Origin of the sequence: Pseudomonas sp. MF6394, from assembly GCF_002018845.1 — a bacterium.
Taxonomy (GTDB): domain Bacteria; phylum Pseudomonadota; class Gammaproteobacteria; order Pseudomonadales; family Pseudomonadaceae; genus Aquipseudomonas; species Aquipseudomonas lactis.
This window is the reverse complement of record NZ_MVOJ01000021.1, coordinates 105,985-125,695: the sequence shown is the minus strand read 5'-3', so window position 1 is coordinate 125,695 and position 19,711 is coordinate 105,985. Positions and strand designations below refer to the sequence as shown.

Annotated in this window: 13 protein-coding genes; 7 read left to right on the top strand and 6 right to left on the bottom strand. The window is 62.0% G+C overall.

Annotation, left to right across the window (positions count from 1 at the left end; all coding sequences use genetic code 11):
* The 3 genes from MF6394_RS20815 to MF6394_RS20805 form a co-directional block, all read right to left on the bottom strand.
* A partial coding sequence (locus tag MF6394_RS20815) for an RHS repeat domain-containing protein (RefSeq protein WP_161952177.1) occupies nt 1-1,999 on the bottom strand: 1,999 nt, incomplete at its 3' end.
* A 128-nt stretch (nt 2,000-2,127) separates the two neighbouring features.
* Nucleotides 2,128-5,202 carry an efflux RND transporter permease subunit gene (locus MF6394_RS20810; RefSeq protein WP_078467449.1) on the bottom strand — a complete coding sequence of 1,025 codons (3,075 nt, stop codon included), beginning with the start codon at nt 5,200-5,202 and terminating at the stop codon, nt 2,128-2,130.
* Between the two features lie 2 nt (nt 5,203-5,204).
* The gene (locus tag MF6394_RS20805; RefSeq protein ID WP_078467448.1) at nt 5,205-6,308 is read right to left on the bottom strand and encodes an efflux RND transporter periplasmic adaptor subunit; all 1,104 of its coding nucleotides are present in this window, start codon (nt 6,306-6,308) and stop codon (nt 5,205-5,207) included.
* 806 nt (nt 6,309-7,114) lie between these two features.
* Here MF6394_RS20805 and MF6394_RS20795 point away from each other — a divergent pair.
* The 3 genes from MF6394_RS20795 (at nt 7,115) to MF6394_RS20785 (ending at nt 10,137) form a co-directional block, all read left to right on the top strand.
* Nucleotides 7,115-7,981 (top strand): pirin family protein, encoded by an 867-nt coding sequence (locus tag MF6394_RS20795; RefSeq protein WP_078467446.1) that lies wholly within the window; start codon nt 7,115-7,117, stop codon nt 7,979-7,981.
* Nucleotides 7,982-8,160: 179 nt separating this feature from the next.
* Nucleotides 8,161-9,606 carry a mechanosensitive ion channel family protein gene (locus MF6394_RS20790; protein WP_044270055.1) on the top strand — a complete coding sequence of 482 codons (1,446 nt, stop codon included), beginning with the start codon at nt 8,161-8,163 and terminating at the stop codon, nt 9,604-9,606.
* Nucleotides 9,607-9,699: 93 nt separating this feature from the next.
* Entirely contained in the window at nt 9,700-10,137 is a 438-nt protein-coding gene (locus tag MF6394_RS20785) for a carboxymuconolactone decarboxylase family protein (protein WP_078467445.1), read from the top strand.
* 5 nt (nt 10,138-10,142) lie between these two features.
* Here the strand turns inward: MF6394_RS20785 and MF6394_RS20780 are convergent, their stop codons facing one another.
* On the bottom strand, nt 10,143-10,913 hold the full coding sequence (locus MF6394_RS20780) for an AraC family transcriptional regulator (RefSeq protein ID WP_078467444.1): 771 nt from the start codon (nt 10,911-10,913) through the stop codon (nt 10,143-10,145).
* Between the two features lie 98 nt (nt 10,914-11,011).
* On the opposite strand from MF6394_RS20780, the gene MF6394_RS20775 reads away from it, so the two are divergent.
* On the top strand, nt 11,012-12,142 hold the full coding sequence (locus MF6394_RS20775) for an MFS transporter (RefSeq protein WP_078467443.1): 1,131 nt from the start codon (nt 11,012-11,014) through the stop codon (nt 12,140-12,142).
* Here the strand turns inward: MF6394_RS20775 and MF6394_RS20770 are convergent.
* Nucleotides 12,132-14,294, bottom strand: a complete 2,163-nt coding sequence (locus MF6394_RS20770) for a TonB-dependent siderophore receptor (protein ID WP_078467442.1) — start codon at nt 14,292-14,294, stop codon at nt 12,132-12,134. The two genes, MF6394_RS20775 and MF6394_RS20770, sit on opposite strands and share 11 nt — an antisense overlap.
* Nucleotides 14,295-14,898: 604 nt before the next feature.
* Entirely contained in the window at nt 14,899-15,795 is an 897-nt protein-coding gene (locus tag MF6394_RS20760; RefSeq protein WP_078467440.1) for a helix-turn-helix domain-containing protein, read from the bottom strand.
* Nucleotides 15,796-15,933: 138 nt separating this feature from the next.
* Here MF6394_RS20760 and MF6394_RS20755 point away from each other — a divergent pair, with 138 nt between their 5' ends.
* From MF6394_RS20755 to MF6394_RS20745, 3 genes are read left to right on the top strand one after another with little or no spacing between them, the layout of a single operon-like run.
* Nucleotides 15,934-17,292 carry a glutamine synthetase family protein gene (locus tag MF6394_RS20755; protein WP_044270176.1) on the top strand — a complete coding sequence of 453 codons (1,359 nt, stop codon included), beginning with the start codon at nt 15,934-15,936 and terminating at the stop codon, nt 17,290-17,292.
* Nucleotides 17,293-17,317: 25 nt separating this feature from the next.
* Nucleotides 17,318-18,406: a polyamine ABC transporter substrate-binding protein gene (locus tag MF6394_RS20750; RefSeq protein ID WP_078467439.1), complete on the top strand. Its 1,089-nt coding sequence runs from the start codon at nt 17,318-17,320 to the stop codon at nt 18,404-18,406.
* On the top strand, nt 18,403-19,695 hold the full coding sequence (locus MF6394_RS20745) for an NAD(P)/FAD-dependent oxidoreductase (protein ID WP_044270042.1): 1,293 nt from the start codon (nt 18,403-18,405) through the stop codon (nt 19,693-19,695). Before MF6394_RS20750 ends, MF6394_RS20745 begins: the two co-directional genes overlap by 4 nt.
* The last annotated feature ends 16 nt before the right edge of the window (nt 19,696-19,711 follow it).

The window sequence follows — 19,711 nt, the reverse complement described above, 5'->3', positions numbered from 1 at the left end:
GGCTACCGTCGGCGTTATGCACGGTGACGCGCCCGTCATCGCCCCAGGCATAACGCGTGTCCATCTGCGAAAAGTTCGCCCAATGCCGAACACAGCGTGCTGCCTTGCCAGCACGTTCCCATTCCCAAAAGAAACTCGCCCCACCGGCCAGTTGGCGTTCAAGAATGACGTGCTGATCGTCATACCGATAACGCTCGCTTTCCCCGACAGCATTGGTCGCGCAGACCAGCCGTCCGTGTTCGTCATAGGCGTAGGAAACAACGTTCTGCTCGGTCTCCCACACGTAGGGCTCTCGCCCTTTGGCGCGATGCACCTGGTAGTCCACCGCGACGATGCGATCCAGCTCATAACGCAAAAGCAGCGAACGGCCCGCACCGTTATCCAGCCGCTCAATCCGCCCTGAACGATCCCGGCAAAGGCGCAGCCGGTTGTCATACGCATCGCTGATGGTTGTCAGCACACCATCGCGAAAGTGATAGAAGCGCGAGGCCTGGGCCAACACCAACTCGTCAGGCGCCGAACCCAAGTAGATCGCCGCTTCCGCCAGGCTATTGGTGATCGCAGGTCGAGCGGCAGTCGGCAAGGGCAGGGCAGTCGAGCGGTTCTCATGGTCAGTCCACACCACCAAATCGCCCGACACCACCAGCCGATGAGCCAGCGCATGACTCCAACCAAACCCCAACCCACAATCAATTTCCACCGCGCTGGTGCGGTACAGCCGCGTCCACTCAAACGGCAAGATCCCGTCCAACGCGCCATCGGTGAGGGTCAGCAATTCCTCGCCAGTGACCATCGACACCGGGCAACCGTGAGTGACCGTTTTATCCGCAGACGCCGCAGCGTCCCCCTTCGGATTTGAAGCCACGGCGGGCACATCATCCACATGCTCTTTCTGCGTCAGCACCGCGTTCTGCCGCGCCCGCCAGCGCATCTGCATCGTGCCTTGCTTCAGCCCACCCACCACCCCGCGAACCGCCACCGCTTTGTAGCGGTCCACCGCCTGCATGAACTTCGTGAGGGTCGTCAGCACACCGGTCACGAAGCCCACGGCTGACTGAAGCACCCACGCACCGTACTTGACCAGGCGCATACTCAAATACGCCACGCCCGCTGCCGGCAGCGCGATGGTCAGCACCGCGCCAATCACCAGGTCAATCAGCAGCGACACCATAAAACCGGCGGCTGCTTGTGCGACTTCACTGGGCGGTAACGCCTCCAGCCAGATCATGGCGGTGCGCAGTAACAGGTACAGCGCCGCCTCATCACTGGCCAGCAACATCGCCTGTTCCATGACCTTGGGCGCATCAGTGGCGATTTGCGCCAACCTGGCCGCCTCGCTACCCAGTTGCTCGACGTACTTGAGCGGGTCTTCAAGCATCGCCTGCACCTGCTTGATGCTGTCCCACGCGTCACGGATCGCTGCCCAACTGCCGGCCAGCACGCCGTTGCCAATCGCGCTGGCGGTGGATTGCTGCCAGTGTGGCTTGAAGCCTTGCCACTGCTCGCGCAGCCATTGCTCCAGATCCGCTGTCAGCCCCGCATAGGAAGCAAACAAGGCGTCGACTTGCTGCGCTGAAACACCGCCTTGAACCCTCACCTGATAACGCCCGCCAGCGGCGCAGTCGTGGGAACCTTCGCCGTGCTCGTCGAGCAGGATGACTCTGGAACTGCCGTCATCCAGCCCGATCACCTCAACCGGGATATTGCCGATCGGCACGTCGTACGCTGACTCGAACCTGCTCTGGATCTTCAGCACACCACCCGCCGGACAGCGGGTCACGGTGGAAAAATCCGTATCGCCAAGACTCACCGACTGCTGTGCATCCCCAGCCCGCAACACCCGATCCATACCCAGCAACGACGGCATGTCCGCTGCATGACTGACCGTATCCAGCGCGCGCGAATACCAGGCGCCCATCTGCTGGCGGTACTCCGCCAGGCTCTGATGGAAACCATCCAGCTCGTGTTCGATAAAGGTAATTTGGGCTGCTTGGGTCATCCGCGGCGGCTGCCCACGGGGGACGGCCAGGTAACCAAGGCACTCACAGGAAAAACCATCTGCAATCCCTCGCACTATTTGATCAGGCGAGGGACTTTGCAGAGGTTTACAGGGGAGGGGAGTAGCGCTTATCCGGCCGTTACGTGGGACATTTCAGCAACCTTGTCGCGCAGCACCAAGCTGCACAGCGCTGGCAAGAACAACAGCGTCAACACCGTGCCCACCAACACCCCGCCAATCAGCACATAGGCCAGGGACGACCAGAACACCGACAACGTCAACGGAATAAACGCCAACGCCGCCGCCAGTGCCGTAAGGATCACCGGTCGGGCACGCCGCACCGTGGCTTCGATAATGGCCTCGCGAATCGCCATGCCGTGGTCCTGGTTCTGGCGGATCTGGTCGGTGAATATCAGCGTGTTGCGCATCAGAATGCCGCCGATGCCAATCAGCCCCAGGATCGCGTTAAAGCCGAACGGCTGGTTGAACAACAACAAGGTGGGCACTGCGCCGATCAGGCCCAAAGGCGCGGTAGCGAACACCATGAACATCACGCCAAAGGAGCGTACCTGGAACATGATCACCGTGAGGGTCAGCAGGATCATGATCGGGAAAAGCGCCGCCAGGGCGACGTTGGCCTTGGCGCTTTCCTCAACCGGGCCGCCGATGTCGATTTTGTACCCGCTGGGCAGTTTGGCGATCAGTGGCTGCAGGTCTTTGTACACGGCCATTTCCACATCGGGCGGTTGTACGCCGTCGATGATGTCGGCGCGCACTTCCACGGTGGTGGCGCGGTCGCGGCGCTTGAGGATCGGCTCTTCCATTACCGCCTGGAAATGCCCGACCTGGGCCAATGGCACCGAGGTGCCGGCGCTGTTGGTCAGGGTCATGTTGTTGAGGTTGCCCAGGTCTTCACGCTGGCGGCCCTGGGCACGGGCCACCACCGACACGGTGCGGTTGCCTTCGCGCACTTCGGTGATCGGGTTGCCGCTGAGCAAAGCGTTGAGTTGGGACTTGACCTCGTCCGGCGTGAACCCCAGCAGGCGCAAGCGATCCTGATCCAGCACCAGGCGATAACCGCTGGCACGTTCGCCCCATTCGAGGAAGGTGTCTCTGGTCAGCTTGTTGCTGGCTACCACCTGACGCACGTCTTCAGACAACCCACGCAGCACATTCAGGTCCGGCCCGGAAACGCGGAACACCACCGGGAACGGCACTGGCGGGCCGAAGACGAGCTGTGTGACCCGAACCCGCGCCGAAGGGAATTCGCCTGCCGCAATGCGCTCACGCATCCGCAGTTTCAGTGCGTCGCGGGCATGGGAATCCGGCGTTTGCACGATCAACTTGGCGAACGCCGGGTCCGGCATTTCAGGGTTCAACGACAGGAAAAACCGTGGTGCGCCGCCGCCCACATAGGTGTCGACCATGCTCGTCTGGGGTTCCTGCAACAGCGCCTTCTCCACCTGAGCCGCTACGGCCTCCGTGCTTTTGAACGCGCTGCCGGGCGGCATATACACTTCCAGAATCAGCTCCGAGCGGTCGGAATCGGGGAAGAACTGTTTCTTCACCACGGCCATGCCCAGGCCACACAGCACAAACGCGGCCACCACCAACCCTGTCACCAGCCAGCGCCTACGCACGCAGGCCTCCACCAGGCCGCGCAGTTTCTGGTAGTAGCGCCCGGCATAAATCGCATCATGCCCGCCGGGCACTGGCTTGATCTGCGGTAGCATCTTTACGCCCAGGTAAGGCGTGAACACCACCGCGACCAGCCACGACGAAATCAATGCAAACCCGACGATCCAGAAGATATTGCCGGCGTACTCGCCGGCACCGGAGCGCGCAAACCCCACCGGCAAAAAGCCAATGATGGTCACCAGCGTACCGGTGAGCATGGGCGCGGCGGTGGAGCTCCAGGCATAGGTCGCCGCGTGAATGCGGTCAAACCCTTCTTCAAGTTTCACCACCATCATCTCGATGGCGATGATGGCGTCGTCCACCAGCAAGCCCAGGGAGATGATCAGCGCGCCGAGGGTGACGCGGTCGAATTCACGGCCCGTGACCAGCATGATCACAAACACGATCGACAGGGTCAGCGGCACGGCGGCCGCCACCACCAGCCCCACGCGAAAGCCCAGGGCCAACAGGCTGATCAGCATCACCACCGCCAGGGCGACGAAGAACTTGAGCATGAATTCATTGACTGCCAGGCTGATGTTTTTCGCCTGGTCGGACACCTTGGCGAAATTCACGCCCAGGGGCAGGTCGGCCTGGATCCGCGCTTCTTCGGCGTGCAGGCTCTTGTCCAGTTCAAGGCCGTTCCAGTGCTTCTCCATGATCACGCCCAGCATCAGCGCCGGGTCGCCCTGGTGGCGGATGCGGTAACTGGGCGGGTCTTCATAACCCCGGCTCACGGTGGCCACATCGGCGATGCGCAATACGCGGCCATTGACTTGCAGGGGCACATTCTCGATCAGGGCCAGGCTGTCGAACGCGCCGTCGATGCGGATATAGGCGCGGGCACCCGCCGTTTCGACGAAGCCTGAGGGCGCCACGGCGTTTTGTGCGGCGAGGGCGGCGAAAATCTGTTCGGGCTTGATGCCCAGGGTCGCCAGGCGCTCATAGGAAAACTCCACAAACACACGCTGGGCCTGTTCGCCGAGGATATTGACCTTCTTCACCCCGGGCAGGTTGAGCAGGCCCTGGCGCAATTGTTCGGCCATTTGCACTTGCTGGCGGTGGGGCAGGTGTTCGGCTTCCAGGGCATACAACGCAAAGTACACATCGGAATATTCATCATTGAAAAACGGCCCGATCACGCCCTTGGGCAATTGCGCGGCTTCGTCGCTGAGCTTTTTGCGCGTCTGGTAGAACAGCGCCTGGATCTCGCTCGGGCGGGTGGATTCGAGGAAGGTCATGCGCATCGACACAAAGCCCGGCTGGGCGATGGTCTCGACGCGGTCGTAGTAGTCCAGCTCTTGCAGGCGTTTTTCCAGGCGGTCGGCTACTTGCTCCTGCATCTCCTGGGCGGTGGCACCGGGCCAGGCAGCGGTGATGGTCATGACCTTGACGGTAAACGAAGGGTCTTCGGCGCGGCCCAGCTTGCCGAATGCGAAGACCCCGGCGACGAGGATCGCAATGAGCAAAAACAGGGTGACGGCGCGGTGTTTGACGGCCAGTTCGGAGAGATTGATCCCGCGCATACTCATTGATCCTGCTGACGGTTGAGGGCCAGCGCCTGGGCGGGCAGCAAGCGCACCGTGTCGCCGCTGTGCAACAGGTGAGCGCCGAGGGCGACGATGGTTTGGCCGGGTGTTACGCCGCTGTCGAGCAAGGCGTCTTCCTGGCCGAGGCTGGCGACTTTCACCGGGGCGAAGCTGATCTTTTGGTCATCGCCAATCAGCCAGACGCCCGTGCCTTGCCCCGCATCCTGCAAGGCGCCAATGGGCACGCGGGTTTGCAGAGGCTGGCCGTTGCCTTGCAGGCGCACGGTGATGGTGGAACCGAGGGCGAAACGCTCGACCGAACCCTGCAGCACATAACGTGCGCGGTAGGTGCGGGTGACCGGGTCGGCGCTGGCGGACAGCTCGCGTAGGGTGGCGGTCACTGCCTGGTCCGCTGCGCCGAAGGGGAATGCCAAGGCTTTTTGCGCGGCCAGGTCGCGCTGGTTCTCTGGCAGGTTGACGATGGCTTCACGGGCACCGTCATGGGCCAGGCGCGCGACGATTTGCCCCTCGGCCACCACTTGGCCGCGATCGGCCAGCACGTCGGTGATGATGCCATCGCCATCGGCCTTGAGTACCGAATAAGTGCGGCGGTTTTCGATCTGGCTGGCGTCCGATTGCGCCGCGGCCAGTTCGGCCTGGGCAACGCGCAGGTTGGTGGCCGACTGGTCGAAGATCTGCCGCGACACCGCGCCGGTACTGGCCAGGCGCTGGTAACGGTTTTCATCGTCACGACGCTGGCGCAGTTGCGCCTCGGCGGCGTTGACGCGGTTCTTGGCCGAACGCAACGCCAGTTCGAAGTCGCCGATATCCAGCACCAACAGGCTGTCGCCACGGGAGACATGCTGGCCGGGGTCGACCTTGCGCTCGATCACCTTGCCGCTGACTCGAAAGCCCAGGTTGCTTTCAGTGCGCGCTGCCACCACGCCAGTGTAGGCACTTTGCTGGGTGCCGGCGGCTTCGACTTTGGCGGCAAGTACCGGACGTGAAACGGGCACCTCGGCGGTATCGGCCTTGCTGTTGCAGCCATTAAGAATCATCAGCAGAGCCAGGGGCGTGAGAAGACGCAGGGGGAGAGGGGGCATGGCGAACTCCGGAAACCAGTGTGCAAAAAATTACGGTCGTAATTTTTTGCTTATATTATGGTTGAAATATAAATTAATCCAGCCCCCTGATAACCCCCGTCAGCTATGCGCAGATCTCCCGTGGGCTTGTTCGCGAAAGCGGAGTGCCAGTCACTGATGAGTCAACCGAACCATCTACACATTTTTGTAGGTTGTAGCAGCCAACGGTAACCACGATGCGAAGCGAGCCGCTCTTGATCTTGATCTGCTTTTGATCTCAAGCGCCCCGTCAAACCACGCTGGCCGGAATTCGACAGGGATTTGGGGGGTAAACCGGCAGGGATGCCGGTTTAGCCGCCCCGCGCCATGGATGGCGCGTGGCGGCGGCCCCCCAAATCACTGGCGGATTACGGGCACACCGAGCCTAGGCGAGGTGCCGAGTGGTGGGGCAAGAGCGTTTTGCTTACTTTTGCGCTTCTCAAAAGTGAGCCGCCGTCAGGGCGGAACCCTAAGTGGCCGTTACCGCAGCAATGGATATGCACACAATCCAACCGTGTTGACTGCCAGGCCGCCTTCGCGAGCAAGCCCGCTCCCACAGTTGGATCGTGGGGTGTCAGGTAGAGATGGGGCGACTGTCAGGCCGTCATCGCAGGCAAGCCAGCTCCCACAGGTTGATCGCGGGGTGTCAGGTAGATAGGCGTCGGCTGTCGCAGGCCCGCTCCCACAGGTTAAAGCATTGTTCTATATGTAGAACGATCAGGGCCATTTTTACCAGCTAGTGTTCAAGGGTGAGACGATTTAAGGTGTACTCACTTTGGAGGTACACCATGAAAAAGCTGATTGGTATTTACACCAGCCCCCGCGCCCACTGGGTCGGCGATGGCTTCCCGGTACGCACGTTGTTTTCCTACGACACCATGGGCAAGCACATCAGCCCATTCCTGTTGCTGGATCACGCAGGCCCCGCCGAATTCACCCCCACCGAACAGCGCCGTGGCGTCGGCCAACACCCGCACCGCGGTTTTGAAACCGTGACCATCGTCTACGACGGCGAAGTCGAGCACCGCGATTCCACCGGTGCCGGCGGCAAGATCGGCCCAGGCGATGTGCAATGGATGACGGCGGCCAAGGGCATTCTTCACGAGGAGTTTCACTCCCAAGACTTCGCCCGTCGCGGCGGCGCACTGGAGATGGTGCAACTGTGGGTCAACCTGCCGGCCAAGGACAAAATGGCGGATGCCGGTTACCAGACCATCGTCGATGGCGACATTCCGGTGCTGCCACTGGCGGACGACGCCGGCCAACTACGCCTGATCGCCGGGGAATTCGCCGGCACTCAAGGTCCGGCCCGCACCTTCACGCCTATAGACGTGTGGGACTTGCGCCTCAACGCCGGTAAACCAGTCACGCTGGACCTGCACGCCGGGCGTAACACCGCCTTGGTGGTGCTCAGCGGCACGTTGTTGATCAACGGCGAAGAGGTCGCACGCCAGGGGCAATTGGCGCTGTTCGAGCGCGACGGCAAGCAACTGACCCTGGAGTCCAACGACGACGCCAAGGTGCTGCTGCTCAGCGGCGAACCCATCGACGAGCCCATCGTCGGCCACGGTCCGTTCGTGATGAACACCGAGCAGGAGATTCACCAGGCATTTGCCGACTTCCAGTCGGGCAAATTCGGGCAGATGCACGCCTGACGATTCACCGCAAACCCCTGTAGGAGCGAGCTTGCTCGCGAAGAACTTCAACATACCGCGTTCAATCAGACAGCACGCGTCATCGTTGTGGTTTTTCGCGAGCAAGCTCGCTCCTACATTTTGTTTCCAGGGTTCTGATTTCATGCGATCTTCTCGGCATTCGCCCTGGAGTCGCCTGGATGCCCTCATTTATCGCTGATCACCCGATGCTGTGCGCCGTGGCGTTGATCCTGATCGACATCGCCGTGTGGCGCCTTATTTCCCCCAACCTGGCCAACTGGAAACTCGCAGCGCGGCTGGTGATTTTCGCGGTGTTCAGTGCCGTGCTGTTCAACGACGGCATGAACCCCATGCAAGCGGCGCCCTATGCCGATGACACCACCTTGCACCTCGCCGCCACGGCGCTGCAGATCGGCTGGTGGTTGTTCGCCGCCCGCACCCTCACGGTGTTGCTCGGCGCAGTGATGATGCAGCGGGTCGGCCATACCGGGCGCTTGTTGCAGGATCTGTTGGGCGCGGTGATTTTCCTCATCGCGATCATCGCCGCCATGGCCTACGTGCTCGACCTGCCGGTCAAGGGCGTGCTGGCCACCTCCGGCGCCGTGGCGATCATCGTCGGCCTGGCCTTGCAAAGCACCCTGAGCGATGTGTTTTCCGGGATCGTCCTCAATACCACCAAGCCTTACCAGATCGATGACTGGATCTCCATCGACGGCACCGAAGGCCGTGTCACCGATATCGACTGGCGCGCCACGCGCCTGCAAACCTCCCAGGGCAGCCTGGCGGTGATCCCCAACTCCCTGGCGGCCAAGGCCAAGATCATCAACTTCTCGCGCCCGGCAGACATGTTCGGCCTGGCGGTCAGCCTGCAAGTCAGCCCCCATGCGCGCCCGCAAACCGTGATCGAAGCCCTGGAGCGTGCGATGCAGGGCTGCCGGCCGTTGCTGGCCCAGCCGGCGCCCAGCGTCGCGTTCAAGGCATCCACCGGCAGTGGCGTGGAATATGAGATCAGCGGTTTTGTGCCGGCCATGGGCCTCAAGCGCGAAACCCGCAACCAGCTTTACGACCTGGCCTACCGGCATTTGCAGGCGGCGGGTGTGGGCCTGCTGTCCGCCACCGAAGGCAGCACGCCGCCTGCGGTGTCTGGCGCCCGCGCTTTGCTGGAGCGCTCGACGATCTTCTCGACCTTGCGCCAGGACGAAAAAGACACCTTCAGCCAGAACATGACCCTGCACACCTACCGCGCGGGTGAGATGATCCTGGCGGCGGGGGAAGTCAGCGATCATCTGTTCATTGTCGAGTCCGGCGTGGTCTCGGTGCTGTTGATCAAGGACGGGCACAAGTTCGAGGCTGGGCGCATGGGCCCTGGGGAGGTGATCGGTGAGTCCGGCATCCTCTCCGACCAGGCGGCGCTGGCGGATTTCTCGGCCAAGACCTACTGCACGCTCTACCGCATCGAAAATGAATACCTCAAGCCGTGCCTGGACGCCCGGCATGATATTGGTGAAGCCATGAAGGCGCTGCTGGATTTCCGCCGCCATGCCGCCCAAGCCCTGACCGAAGACGCACCCGTGGTGCCGGTGAAGAAGGGCTTCATACAGTGGCTGAGGAACCGTGGCCTGTAGATTGGTCACCTGTTCTTCGCCCGGATTGGCTATTTCTCCAGGACGCCGGGGTGACTAACCTGCTCACCAATCCCACTGTCCTGGAGCAACACCATGCAAACCCGTACCGATTTCTACACCGCTTCCCCAGACGCCATGAAAGCCATGCTCGCCCTGGAAGCGGCAGTCGGCAAACTCTCCATCGAACTGCCACTGCTGGAACTGGTGCGCCTGCGCGTCTCGCAGATCAATGGCTGCGCGTTCTGTCTGGACATGCACACCGCCGATGCCCGCAAGGGCGGCGAAACCGAGCGGCGCCTGTACACCGTGTCGGCCTGGCGTGAAACCCCGTTCTTCACCCCACGCGAGCGCGCTGCCCTGGCGTGGGCCGAAAGCCTGACCCTGCTCAGCCAGACCCACGCCCCGGATGAAGACTTCGAGGCACTGGCCGCCCAGTTCAGCCCCCAGGAACAAGTGGACCTGAGCGTCGCCATCGCCACTATCAACAGCTGGAACCGCCTGGCAGTGGGCTTTCGCAAGATGCCCAAGTAAGCCCGTCAGTTGGCTTTGAAATAGCTTCGCGGCGTGGTGCCGGTCATGCCTTTGAAAAAGGCGATCAGTGCACTGTCGCTGGCAAAGCCCAGTTCAAAGGCGCAGTAGCCCAGGCTGCGCCCGATGGCAAGCAGTTCGATCATGCGCATCAGACGCCACTGTTGGCGCCATTGCTGATACCCCAGGCCGGTTTCCTTGAGGAAAATCCGGCCGATGGTCTTGGTGCTGGCGCCAATGTGCTGTTCCAGGTCCTGCAGCGTGGGGGGCAAGCGGTCAAGCTGGGCCAGCAGCGGCGCCAGGCGCTTGTCCCGTGGCAACGGCAACAGCAAGGGTTGCGCCGCCGCGTGGCGGATTTCATCCAGGCACAGCCCCAGCAAATGGGCATAGCGACCCGCCTGCCAATCAGTCTCGAACGGCGCCAGGGCCATGGGTTCCAGCACTGCCCTGAGCAGGGCACTCACTTGGATCACCCGCACCTGGGCCGGCAACTGCTCGGCCAGGGCCGCACTCACATACACCGACCGATAATCCACCGCCTGCTGCATCACCGCACGATGGGGCAGGCCGCCGGGGATCCAGGCTGCGCGCGTAGGTGGCAACAGGCACAGTTGATTGTCCAGGGTGATGCGCGTGCAACCTTGCTGGGTGAACAGCAGTTGCCCGCGCTGGTGCACATGCAGGCCCGAATCGTGATTGCCCAGCACCGCAGCGATGCCGATCACGGGCGCTGCGAAGGCGTCGGGGTTGAAAGACGCGGTAGCGGCAAGCCAGGCCATGGGTTGTCCGATTTGATGGATAAAGTGTCGAAATCCGGATAATAGCCCAGCTGGCGCGCCCTAGAATCCGTCCGTTGTGTTTATGGATGGATCGTGTGATGACATATAAAAATTTGCTGCCGCTGACCATGGCCCTGCTGATGTTCCCGCAGTTGGCCCAAACCCTGTACAGCCCGGCCCTGGGCGATATCGGCCGCGCCTTTGACGTCGCGCCGGAACGGGCAGGGCAGACCTTGTCGGTGTATTTCCTCGCCTTCGCCCTGGGCGTGGTGGTGTGGGGCCGGCTGAGTGATCGTCTGGGGCGGCGGCCGGTGATGCTGATGGGGCTGGCAATCTATGTGGGCGCTTCGGCGCTGGCCTTGACGGTGACGACATTCGACGCCTTGCTGCTGGCCCAGGCCTGTGCTGCTTTTGGCGCGGCGGTGGGGTCGGTGGTCACGCAGACGGTGTTGCGTGACCGTTTCCACGGTGCCGACCTGGCCCAGGTGTTTTCCGTGATGGGTATTGCGCTGGCCGCCAGTCCTGCTGTCGGCCTGTTCAGCGGCGCGAGCCTGGTGGAATTTTTCGGTTACCGCGGCGTGCTCTGCGCGTTGCTGCTGCTCGCGGCGGTGTTGTGGGGCTGGTGCTGGTGGGCCTTACCGGAAACCCGTCCGGCCTCCTTGCCCATCGCCGCCCTTGGCCAGACGCTCGGCCTGATGCTCAAGGATGCCGGAGTATGGCGCTCGGTCGGGTTGGTCGCGGCGTTCAATATCGCGCTGTTCAGCTATTACAGCGTGGGGCCGTTTGTCTTCGCGCAGCAGGGGCGTTCCACCGCCGAGTTCGGTTACAGCGGCGTGTTGCTGGCGCTGGGTTCCGGGTTGGGGGCGTGGCTGAACAAAGCCTTGCTCAAGCGTGGGTTGAGCGGTGAGCGGTTGGTGGTTGTCGCCGCAGCGGTGGCCGTGGTGGGGAGCCTGTTGGTGTTGGCCCTGCAGCACAGCTGGCTGTTGGTGTGGCCGATGCTGTTGGTGGTGCTGGCCTTCGGCATGGCGATTCCCAACGTACTGGGGGCGGCCCTGGTCGATTACCGAGACCGCCTTGGCACCGCCGCCGCCCTGTTTGGCTTGCTGTACTACCTGGTGATTGGCGGCGGGCTGGCCTTGGTGACCTGGTCCCAGGATTTAGGCTGGAGCCTGTTGGTGTGCGGCTTGGCAGCGTTGTGGCTGGCTACGTCGCGGCTACTCAGAAGTTGACCGACGCACTCAAACGCGCCGTCAACGGGGCGCCCTGGAACAGGTAGTCATCGCCCATGTATTCGCCGGCGTCGCGCCAGTAGCGCTTGTCGAACAGGTTATCGACGCTCAGGCGAAACACCGTTTCGTAGCCATCGACCTTGGTGGTGTAGCGGCTCCCGACGTTGACCACCGCGTAGTCGCCCACTTCCACGTTGCCGGTGCGATTGGCGGACTTCTTCGCGCTGTATTGCACGCCGCCCAATACCGCCAGGCCATTGACCCAGGGCAGGGCGTAGTCGGCGTACACACTGGCGCGCAGCTTGGGCACGTTGATCGCCTGATGGCCTTCGTACTCCGGCGTGCCGCTGCCGCTCACCCGCGCCCGGATCGCGGCCACGCTGGTGGCGATCTGCAGACGGTCGGTGGCCCAGCCGTTGGCGGACAATTCAATCCCGGTGTTTTTCTGCTGGCCCTGTTGCACGTAGTTGAACGTGCCACCTTCGGGCTTGGCGTACTGGTAAGCCTGGCGCGTCTGGAACACGGCGGCGGCGAAGCTGATACGGCGCCAGTCGTATTTCACCCCGGCTTCGAGCTGGCGCGAGACGGTGGGGGCGAGGGTTTCATCCGCATTGTTTGCGAACCACGGCGCTGTGCCGCCAAGAGAGAGGCCCTTGCTGTAGCTGGTGTACAGCGAAACGTTGTCCACCGGCTTGTAGATCAACGAGGCCTGGGGCAGGAACACGTACTGTTGGGTGTGGCGTGTCTGGTTGCCGGTGACACTGTCGAAGGCTTTTTCGTCCAGGCGTACTTCACGGCCGCCAAGGATGGTTTGCCAGTGTTCGTTGAAGCGGATGCGGTCGGTGACGAACAGGCCGTACTGGCGGCTGTCGAGGTTGCGGTGACTGTCGTTCAGCGGCTTATTGGTCGGGGGAAAGCTCGGCACTTCTTGGTCGATATTGGCGGTGCCGATGAATTCGTTGACCGACTTGCGTTTGTCGATCACCCGGCGAAACGCGCTGGTGCCGAAGGTCAGTTCGTGGCCGATGCCGGCGGTGTCGAACAGGCCTGTCATGGCCGCCTGGATTTCATCGTCGCGGCGAGTGTCGTCCGGGCTGCGGTAGTCGTAGACGTCGTAATTGCCTTCGGGGCTGAAGTAGTTCGGCACGCTTGTAGAACTGCAACTGTCTGAACCATAGCAACCCCACGCAAACGAACTGTAGTCATCAATCACCACCTTGCTACGCGCCGCGCTGACACTGCCTTTCCACTGGTCGCTGAAACGGTACTCGAACTTGCCGTTGAGGTTCAGCGAATCAATCCCGACCTGCTTGCCGCCCGTCTGGTGCCCCAACAGCTTCTTCGGTGAAGCACCGTGGGGCACTTCGGTGCCGCCCAGCAGTTGATAACCGGGTACTGAGCGCTGTTGTTTGTTCTGGTATTCGGCATCCAGTTGCAACACGGCGTCGGGGCTGATGTTCCAGTCAAAGGCCAGGGACACGAAATCGCGCTGGCCGTTGGCGTGTTCCACATAGGAATTGAGGTCTTCATGGGCGACGTTGGCGCGCAGGCCGAACTGCTGCTCGCTGCCAAACCAGCCGCCAACATCGGTGGCGATGTAACCACTGCCACGATCATCGGTGGACACCGTCACCGAGCGCACATCCTGGGGGCGCTTGGTCACGTAGTTGATCACTCCACTGGGCTCGGAAATGCCGCTCTGCAAACCCGCCAGGCCCTTGAGCACTTCCACTTGCTGCTTGTTTTCCAGGGCGACGTTCTGCTCGCCGGTGATGGTGCGCCCATTGATCTTGTAACTGCTGGCCGCGTTCAGCGAAAAGCCACGCACCACGAAATTCTCGTAATAACCGATGGGCGCGTAACTGTCGCCAACCGAGGCATCGTTGCGCAGCACTTCGCTGAGCAGGCGTGCCTGCTGGTCCTTGATCAGCGTGGCGTTGATCACGGTGATCGAGGCGGGGGTGTCCAACAGCGGCGCTTCATCAAAACCACCCACCGACGCGGTTTCACTGCGGTAGCCAGACTCATCCTGGCCCTGGACCTTTACCGTCGGCAACTCGATCTCGGCGGCCAGGCTGCTGCCGATGCCGCCACTGAGTAACAGGCCGAGGGCGAAACGTGAGGTGACGATGGGGCGGAAACGCAAAACCATGGGGCAAGGCCTTAAAGCGCTGGGCGGGGGGCGCATAAGCTAGGCATAACGGCGGGATTTTACAAGTTATGCAGAGGGGCTCTGCGACACCGCTGATCGAATGTGGGAGCTGGCTTGCCTGCGATGGCGGCCTGCCAGCCGACACCTATCTCCCTGACACCCCGCGGTCAAAACTGTGGGAGCGGGCTTGCTCGCGAAGGCGGCCTGACAGTCAACACAGTTGGATTGTGTACATATCCATTGCTGCGGTAACGGCCACTTAGGGTTCCGCCCTGACGGCGGCTCACTTTTGAAAAGCGCAAAAGTAAGCAAAACGCTCTTGCCCCACCACTCGGCACCTCGCCTAGGCTCGGTGTGCCCGTAATCCGCCAGTGATTTGGGGGGCCGCCGCCACGCGCCATCCATGGCGCGGGGCGGCTAAACCGGCATCCCTTGCCGGTTTACCCCCCAAATCCCTGTCGAATTCCGGCCAGCGTGGTTTGACGGGGCGCCTAAGGTCAAAAGCAGATCAAGATCAAGAGCGGCTCGCTTCGCATCGTGGTTACCGTCTGCTGCTACAGCTCAGAAAGTTGTGTAGAAGCCAGCTCCCACAGGGCATAGCGTTTCAACCAAAGCGCTTCAGCGTCTCGCTGGGCAGCTCCCGGAACAAAGCCCGATAGCTGTTGGAAAACCGCCCCAAATGCCAGAACGACCAATTCATCGCCACCTCGGCCACGGTGGTATCCGCGCCACTCAATAGCTCACGCCGCGCCCCATTCAACCGACGCAACCTTAACCACTGCGCCGGGCTCATCCCTGTGTAGGTCTTGAACCCTTGCTGCAAGTGGCGCAACGGCACACCCGCAATCTGCGCCAGTTCCAACAGGTTGGCGGTTTCGTCCGGCGCATCCGCCGCCCATTCGCCGATGCGCGCCATCAAGCGGCGTTCTTCGCTGCGCTTTTGTAGCGAACTGCGGTCCAGACACACGCAGGCGTTATCGAGAATAAACAGGCAGTCGTCGAGCAGTTGCTGGGTGAGGGCATCGCGGCTGATGGGGTCGGTCAGTGCCGACAAGCGCGTGAGCGTGCCACTGAGCCAACGGGTGAACAGCGCGTTCTGTTGGCCGGTCAGCGGCGCCATGAACAAGCCTTCGAGTTTGGCTATATCCAGGCCCTGGCGTTGAACGAACTGCGGGCCGAATACCACCGCCACTTCGCGGTAGTTGACCGGGGTGATCCAGGTGTTGCGGCTCTCGCCATTGAGCAGGTACAGCGCGTTGTCACTGGCGTCGAAACAGAACGCCAGGGCGCCGGCAGGTGCGTTGAAATGCTGCTCCACCCGGGTGTTCATGCACTCTTCGTAGACCTGAACCCCTTGCAGGTCGAGGTAGCGCACCTGCCCGGCAAAATGCCCCGGGGACATCTGCTGATACTGCTGCACCCAGCCGGGTGTCGCACTGCATTGGGTGGCCACATCGCCGGTGGCGAAGGCCTGTACGCGCAAAGCGGTTGCCTGTGTCATGGGTGATCCGTGCGCACTCTATTGGTGCGTTGTGCCGCGTGCAAAGTGGATAGATGCCGTTTCAAGGCTGGCCCAAGATAGACCTCAATGCGCTGGGAGTACAAGCCAGCGTCGCATCCCACCCAAGACGAGGTCCTTATGAACGCCCCCTTCGATCAGCTCTCCATTTGGCTGAAAGAACACAAGATTACCGAAGTCGAATGCGTGATCAGTGACTTGACTGGCATCGCACGCGGCAAGATTGCGCCCACCAACAAGTTCCTGCATGAGCGAGGCATGCGCCTGCCGGAAAGTGTGTTGCTGCAAACGGTAACCGGGGACTTCGTCGACGACGATATCTATTACGACCTGCTGGACCCGGCCGATATCGACATGATCTGCCGCCCGGCAGCCAACGCCACTTACGTGGTGCCGTGGGCCATCGAACCCACGGCCATCGTGATCCACGACACCTTCGACAAGCAGGGCAACCCCATCGAGCTGTCACCGCGCAACGTGTTGAAGAAAGTCCTGCAGCTCTACACCGACCAAGGCTGGCAGCCGATCGTGGCGCCGGAAATGGAGTTCTACCTCACCCAGCGCTGCGAAGACCCGGACCTGCCGTTGAAAACCCCGATTGGCCGTTCCGGCCGTGCCGAAACCGGCCGCCAGTCGTTCTCCATTGACGCGGCCAACGAATTCGACCCGCTGTTCGAAGACGTCTATGACTGGTGCGAAGCCCAGGGCCTGGACCTCGATACGCTGATCCATGAAGACGGCCCGGCGCAGATGGAAATCAACTTCCGTCATGGCGACGCCCTGGATCTGGCCGACCAGATCACGGTGTTCAAGCGCACCTTGCGCGAGGCCGCCCTCAAGCACAACGTCGCCGCCACCTTCATGGCCAAGCCGGTGGCCGATGAGCCGGGCAGTGCCATGCATTTGCACCAGAGCGTGGTAGAGATTGCCACCGGCAAGCCGGTGTTCGTCGATGCTGACGGCAACATGAGCCCGTTATTTCTGCATCACATCGGCGGCTTGCAGAAGTACATCCCCAAGCTGTTGCCGATGTTCGCGCCCAATGTGAACTCGTTCCGCCGCTTCCTGCCGGACACCTCGGCGCCGGTCAACGTCGAATGGGGCGAAGAGAACCGCACCGTCGGCCTGCGTGTGCCCACTTCCAGCCCGGAGGCGATGCGCGTGGAAAACCGTTTGCCGGGGGCTGATGCCAACCCGTACCTGGCGATTGCCGCGAGCCTGTTGTGTGGTTATCTGGGGATGATCGAGCACATCGAACCCAGTGCTCCGGTGGAAGGTCGCGCCTATGAGCGCCGCAACCTGCGCTTGCCGTTCACCCTTGAAGATGCGCTGGCGCGCATGGAGGATTGCGACACGGTCAAGCAGTACCTGGGCGAGAAATTCGTACGCGGCTATGTGGCGGTCAAGCGCGCCGAACATGAGAATTTCAAGCGGGTGATCAGTTCCTGGGAGCGTGAGTTCCTGCTGTTGAGCGTCTAAAAACAAGCATAAAAGGGGTGACGATATGCGTCTTGTGAACAAGCTTCTCCCACTGGCCCTGGCCGCGGTGTTCAGCAGTGCCGGCCAGGCGGCACCGACGGTGAGTGTCTACAACTGGACCGATTACATTGGCGAGACCACCTTGGCGGACTTCCAGGCCAAGACCGGTATCAAGGTGGTCTACGATGTGTTCGACTCCAACGAAACCCTGGAGGGCAAGTTGCTGGCCGGGCGCACCGGGTATGACGTGGTGGTGCCGTCCAACCACTTCCTGGCGCGCCAGGTGAAGGCCGGTGCGTTCCTCAAGCTCGACCGCGCGCAGTTGCCCAACTTCAAGAACCTGGACCCCAAGCTGCTCAAGTTACTGGAACAGAACGACCCCGGTAATACGCACTCGGTGCCGTACCTGTGGGGCACCAATGGCATTGGCTACAACGTCGACAAGGTCAAGCAAGTGCTGGGTATCGACCGCATCGATTCGTGGGCCGTGCTGTTCGAACCGGAAAATATCAAGAAGCTGCATGAATGCGGCGTGGCTTTCCTCGATTCGGCGGATGAGTTGTTCCCGGCGATCCTCAACTACATGGGCAAGGACCCACGCAGCGAGAACGCCGAGGACTACAAGCAGGCCGAAGCCAAGCTGCTGACGCTGCGGCCGTATATCACTTACTTCCACTCCTCCAAGTACATCTCGGACCTGGCCAACGGCAATATCTGTGTGGCCTTCGGTTATTCCGGCGATGTGTTCCAGGCCGCCAACCGCGCCAAGGAAGCCAAGAACGGGGTGAACATTGCGTATTCGATCCCCAAGGAAGGGGCCAACCTGTGGTTCGACCTGCTGGCGGTTCCGGCCGACGCGAGCAACCCTAAAGAAGCCCATGCGTTCATCAACTACCTGCTGGAGCCTGAGGTGATTGCCAAGGTCAGCGCTTCGGTGGGCTATGCCAACGCCAACCCGGCCGCCAAGCCGTTCATGGCCCCGGAACTGGTGAACAACCCTGAGGTGTATCCGCCCCAGGAGGTTCTCGACAAACTCTATATTTCCACCACGCCCACGCCGGCCACCATGCGCGTGATGACCCGCGCCTGGAGCAAAGTGAAGTCCAACCGATGATGCCGTCCAACGAACATGCCCCGTCCTATTACCGCGCTTCGGCGAATGCCATGGCGCAGCGGCCTGTACTTGAGGCAGACCTGAGCGCCGATGTGTGTGTGATCGGTGGTGGTTTTACCGGGGTCAACACCGCCATCGAACTGGCCCAGCGCGGGCTCTCGGTGGTGCTGCTGGAGGCGCGCCGCATTGGCTGGGGCGCCAGCGGGCGCAACGGCGGGCAATTGATCCGCGGCATCGGCCATGACGTCTCCGGGTTTGCCAAATACGTGGGCGAGGAGGGCGTGCGCTATATGGAGCGGGCCGGTATCGACTCGGTGGCCCTGGTGGGCCAGCGCATTGCCGAGCACGGTATCGACTGCGACCTGCGCTGGGGCTTCTGCGAACTGGCCAATACCCCGGCGCAGTTCGCGGCGTTCAAGGGCGAACAGGCGCACCTGGCAGCCATGGGGTATGCCCCTGAAACGCGACTGGTCGGCCCGCACGACATGGCGCAAGTAGTGGGTTCAACGGTGTATGCCGGCGGCCTGGTCGACATGGGTTCCGGGCATCTGCACCCGCTCAACCTGGTGCTGGGTGAAGCGCAGGCGGCCGAGGCCCTTGGGGTGCGTATCTTTGAGCACAGCCCGGTGCTGGAGCTGATCCATGGCGATTCCGTGCAGGTGCGCTGCGCGGGCGGCAGCGTGCGCGCAGCCAACCTGGTGTTGGCATGCAATGCCCATCTTGAAGAGCTGGAGCCGCGCTTGAGCGGCAAGGTACTGCCAGCGGGCAGCTACATCATCGCCACCGAGCCACTGCCTGAGCCTGTGGCCCAGCAGTTGATCCCACAGAACCTGGCGCTGTGCGACCAGAAAGTCGGCCTGGATTACTACCGGCTGACCGCCGACCGGCGCCTGTTGTTCGGCGGTGCCTGCCATTACTCAGGGCGAGACCCTCAGGACATCGCCGCGTACATGCGCCCGAAAATGCTCAAGGTGTTCCCGCAGTTGGCCAACACCGCCATCGAGTTCCAGTGGGGCGGCAAGATCGGCATCACCGCCAACCGCTTTCCCCAGGTCGGGCGGCTCAAGCAGTACCCGAATGTGTTCTATGCCCAAGGCTACTCCGGCCATGGCTTGAACGTGACGCACTGGTGCGCACGGTTGCTGGCTGAAGGGATACATGCGGGTGCAAGCCAGGGTCTGGATATTTTCAGCCAGGTGCCACACATGACCTTTCCGGGTGGCAAGGCGCTGCGTTCGCCGCTGCTGGCGTTGGGGATGTTGTGGTATCGCTTGCGCGAAGCGCTCTGAGATCCAATGTGGGAGC

Bases quoted from the DNA above. Each gene is read 5' to 3' on its own strand.
- MF6394_RS20805 (WP_078467448.1), bottom strand. From the start codon at position 6,308: ATGCCCCCTCTCCCCCTGCGTCTTCTCACGCCCCTGGCTCTGCTGATG.
- MF6394_RS20745 (WP_044270042.1), top strand. From the start codon at position 18,403: ATGATGCCGTCCAACGAACATGCCCCGTCCTATTACCGCGCTTCGGCG.
- MF6394_RS20780 (WP_078467444.1), bottom strand. From the start codon at position 10,913: ATGGCCTGGCTTGCCGCTACCGCGTCTTTCAACCCCGACGCCTTCGCA.
- MF6394_RS20785 (WP_078467445.1), top strand. From the start codon at position 9,700: ATGCAAACCCGTACCGATTTCTACACCGCTTCCCCAGACGCCATGAAA.
- MF6394_RS20760 (WP_078467440.1), bottom strand. From the start codon at position 15,795: ATGACACAGGCAACCGCTTTGCGCGTACAGGCCTTCGCCACCGGCGAT.
- MF6394_RS20770 (WP_078467442.1), bottom strand. From the start codon at position 14,294: ATGGTTTTGCGTTTCCGCCCCATCGTCACCTCACGTTTCGCCCTCGGC.
- MF6394_RS20810 (WP_078467449.1), bottom strand. From the start codon at position 5,202: ATGCGCGGGATCAATCTCTCCGAACTGGCCGTCAAACACCGCGCCGTC.
- MF6394_RS20775 (WP_078467443.1), top strand. From the start codon at position 11,012: ATGACATATAAAAATTTGCTGCCGCTGACCATGGCCCTGCTGATGTTC.
- MF6394_RS20795 (WP_078467446.1), top strand. From the start codon at position 7,115: ATGAAAAAGCTGATTGGTATTTACACCAGCCCCCGCGCCCACTGGGTC.
- MF6394_RS20755 (WP_044270176.1), top strand. From the start codon at position 15,934: ATGAACGCCCCCTTCGATCAGCTCTCCATTTGGCTGAAAGAACACAAG.
- MF6394_RS20790 (WP_044270055.1), top strand. From the start codon at position 8,161: ATGCCCTCATTTATCGCTGATCACCCGATGCTGTGCGCCGTGGCGTTG.
- MF6394_RS20750 (WP_078467439.1), top strand. From the start codon at position 17,318: ATGCGTCTTGTGAACAAGCTTCTCCCACTGGCCCTGGCCGCGGTGTTC.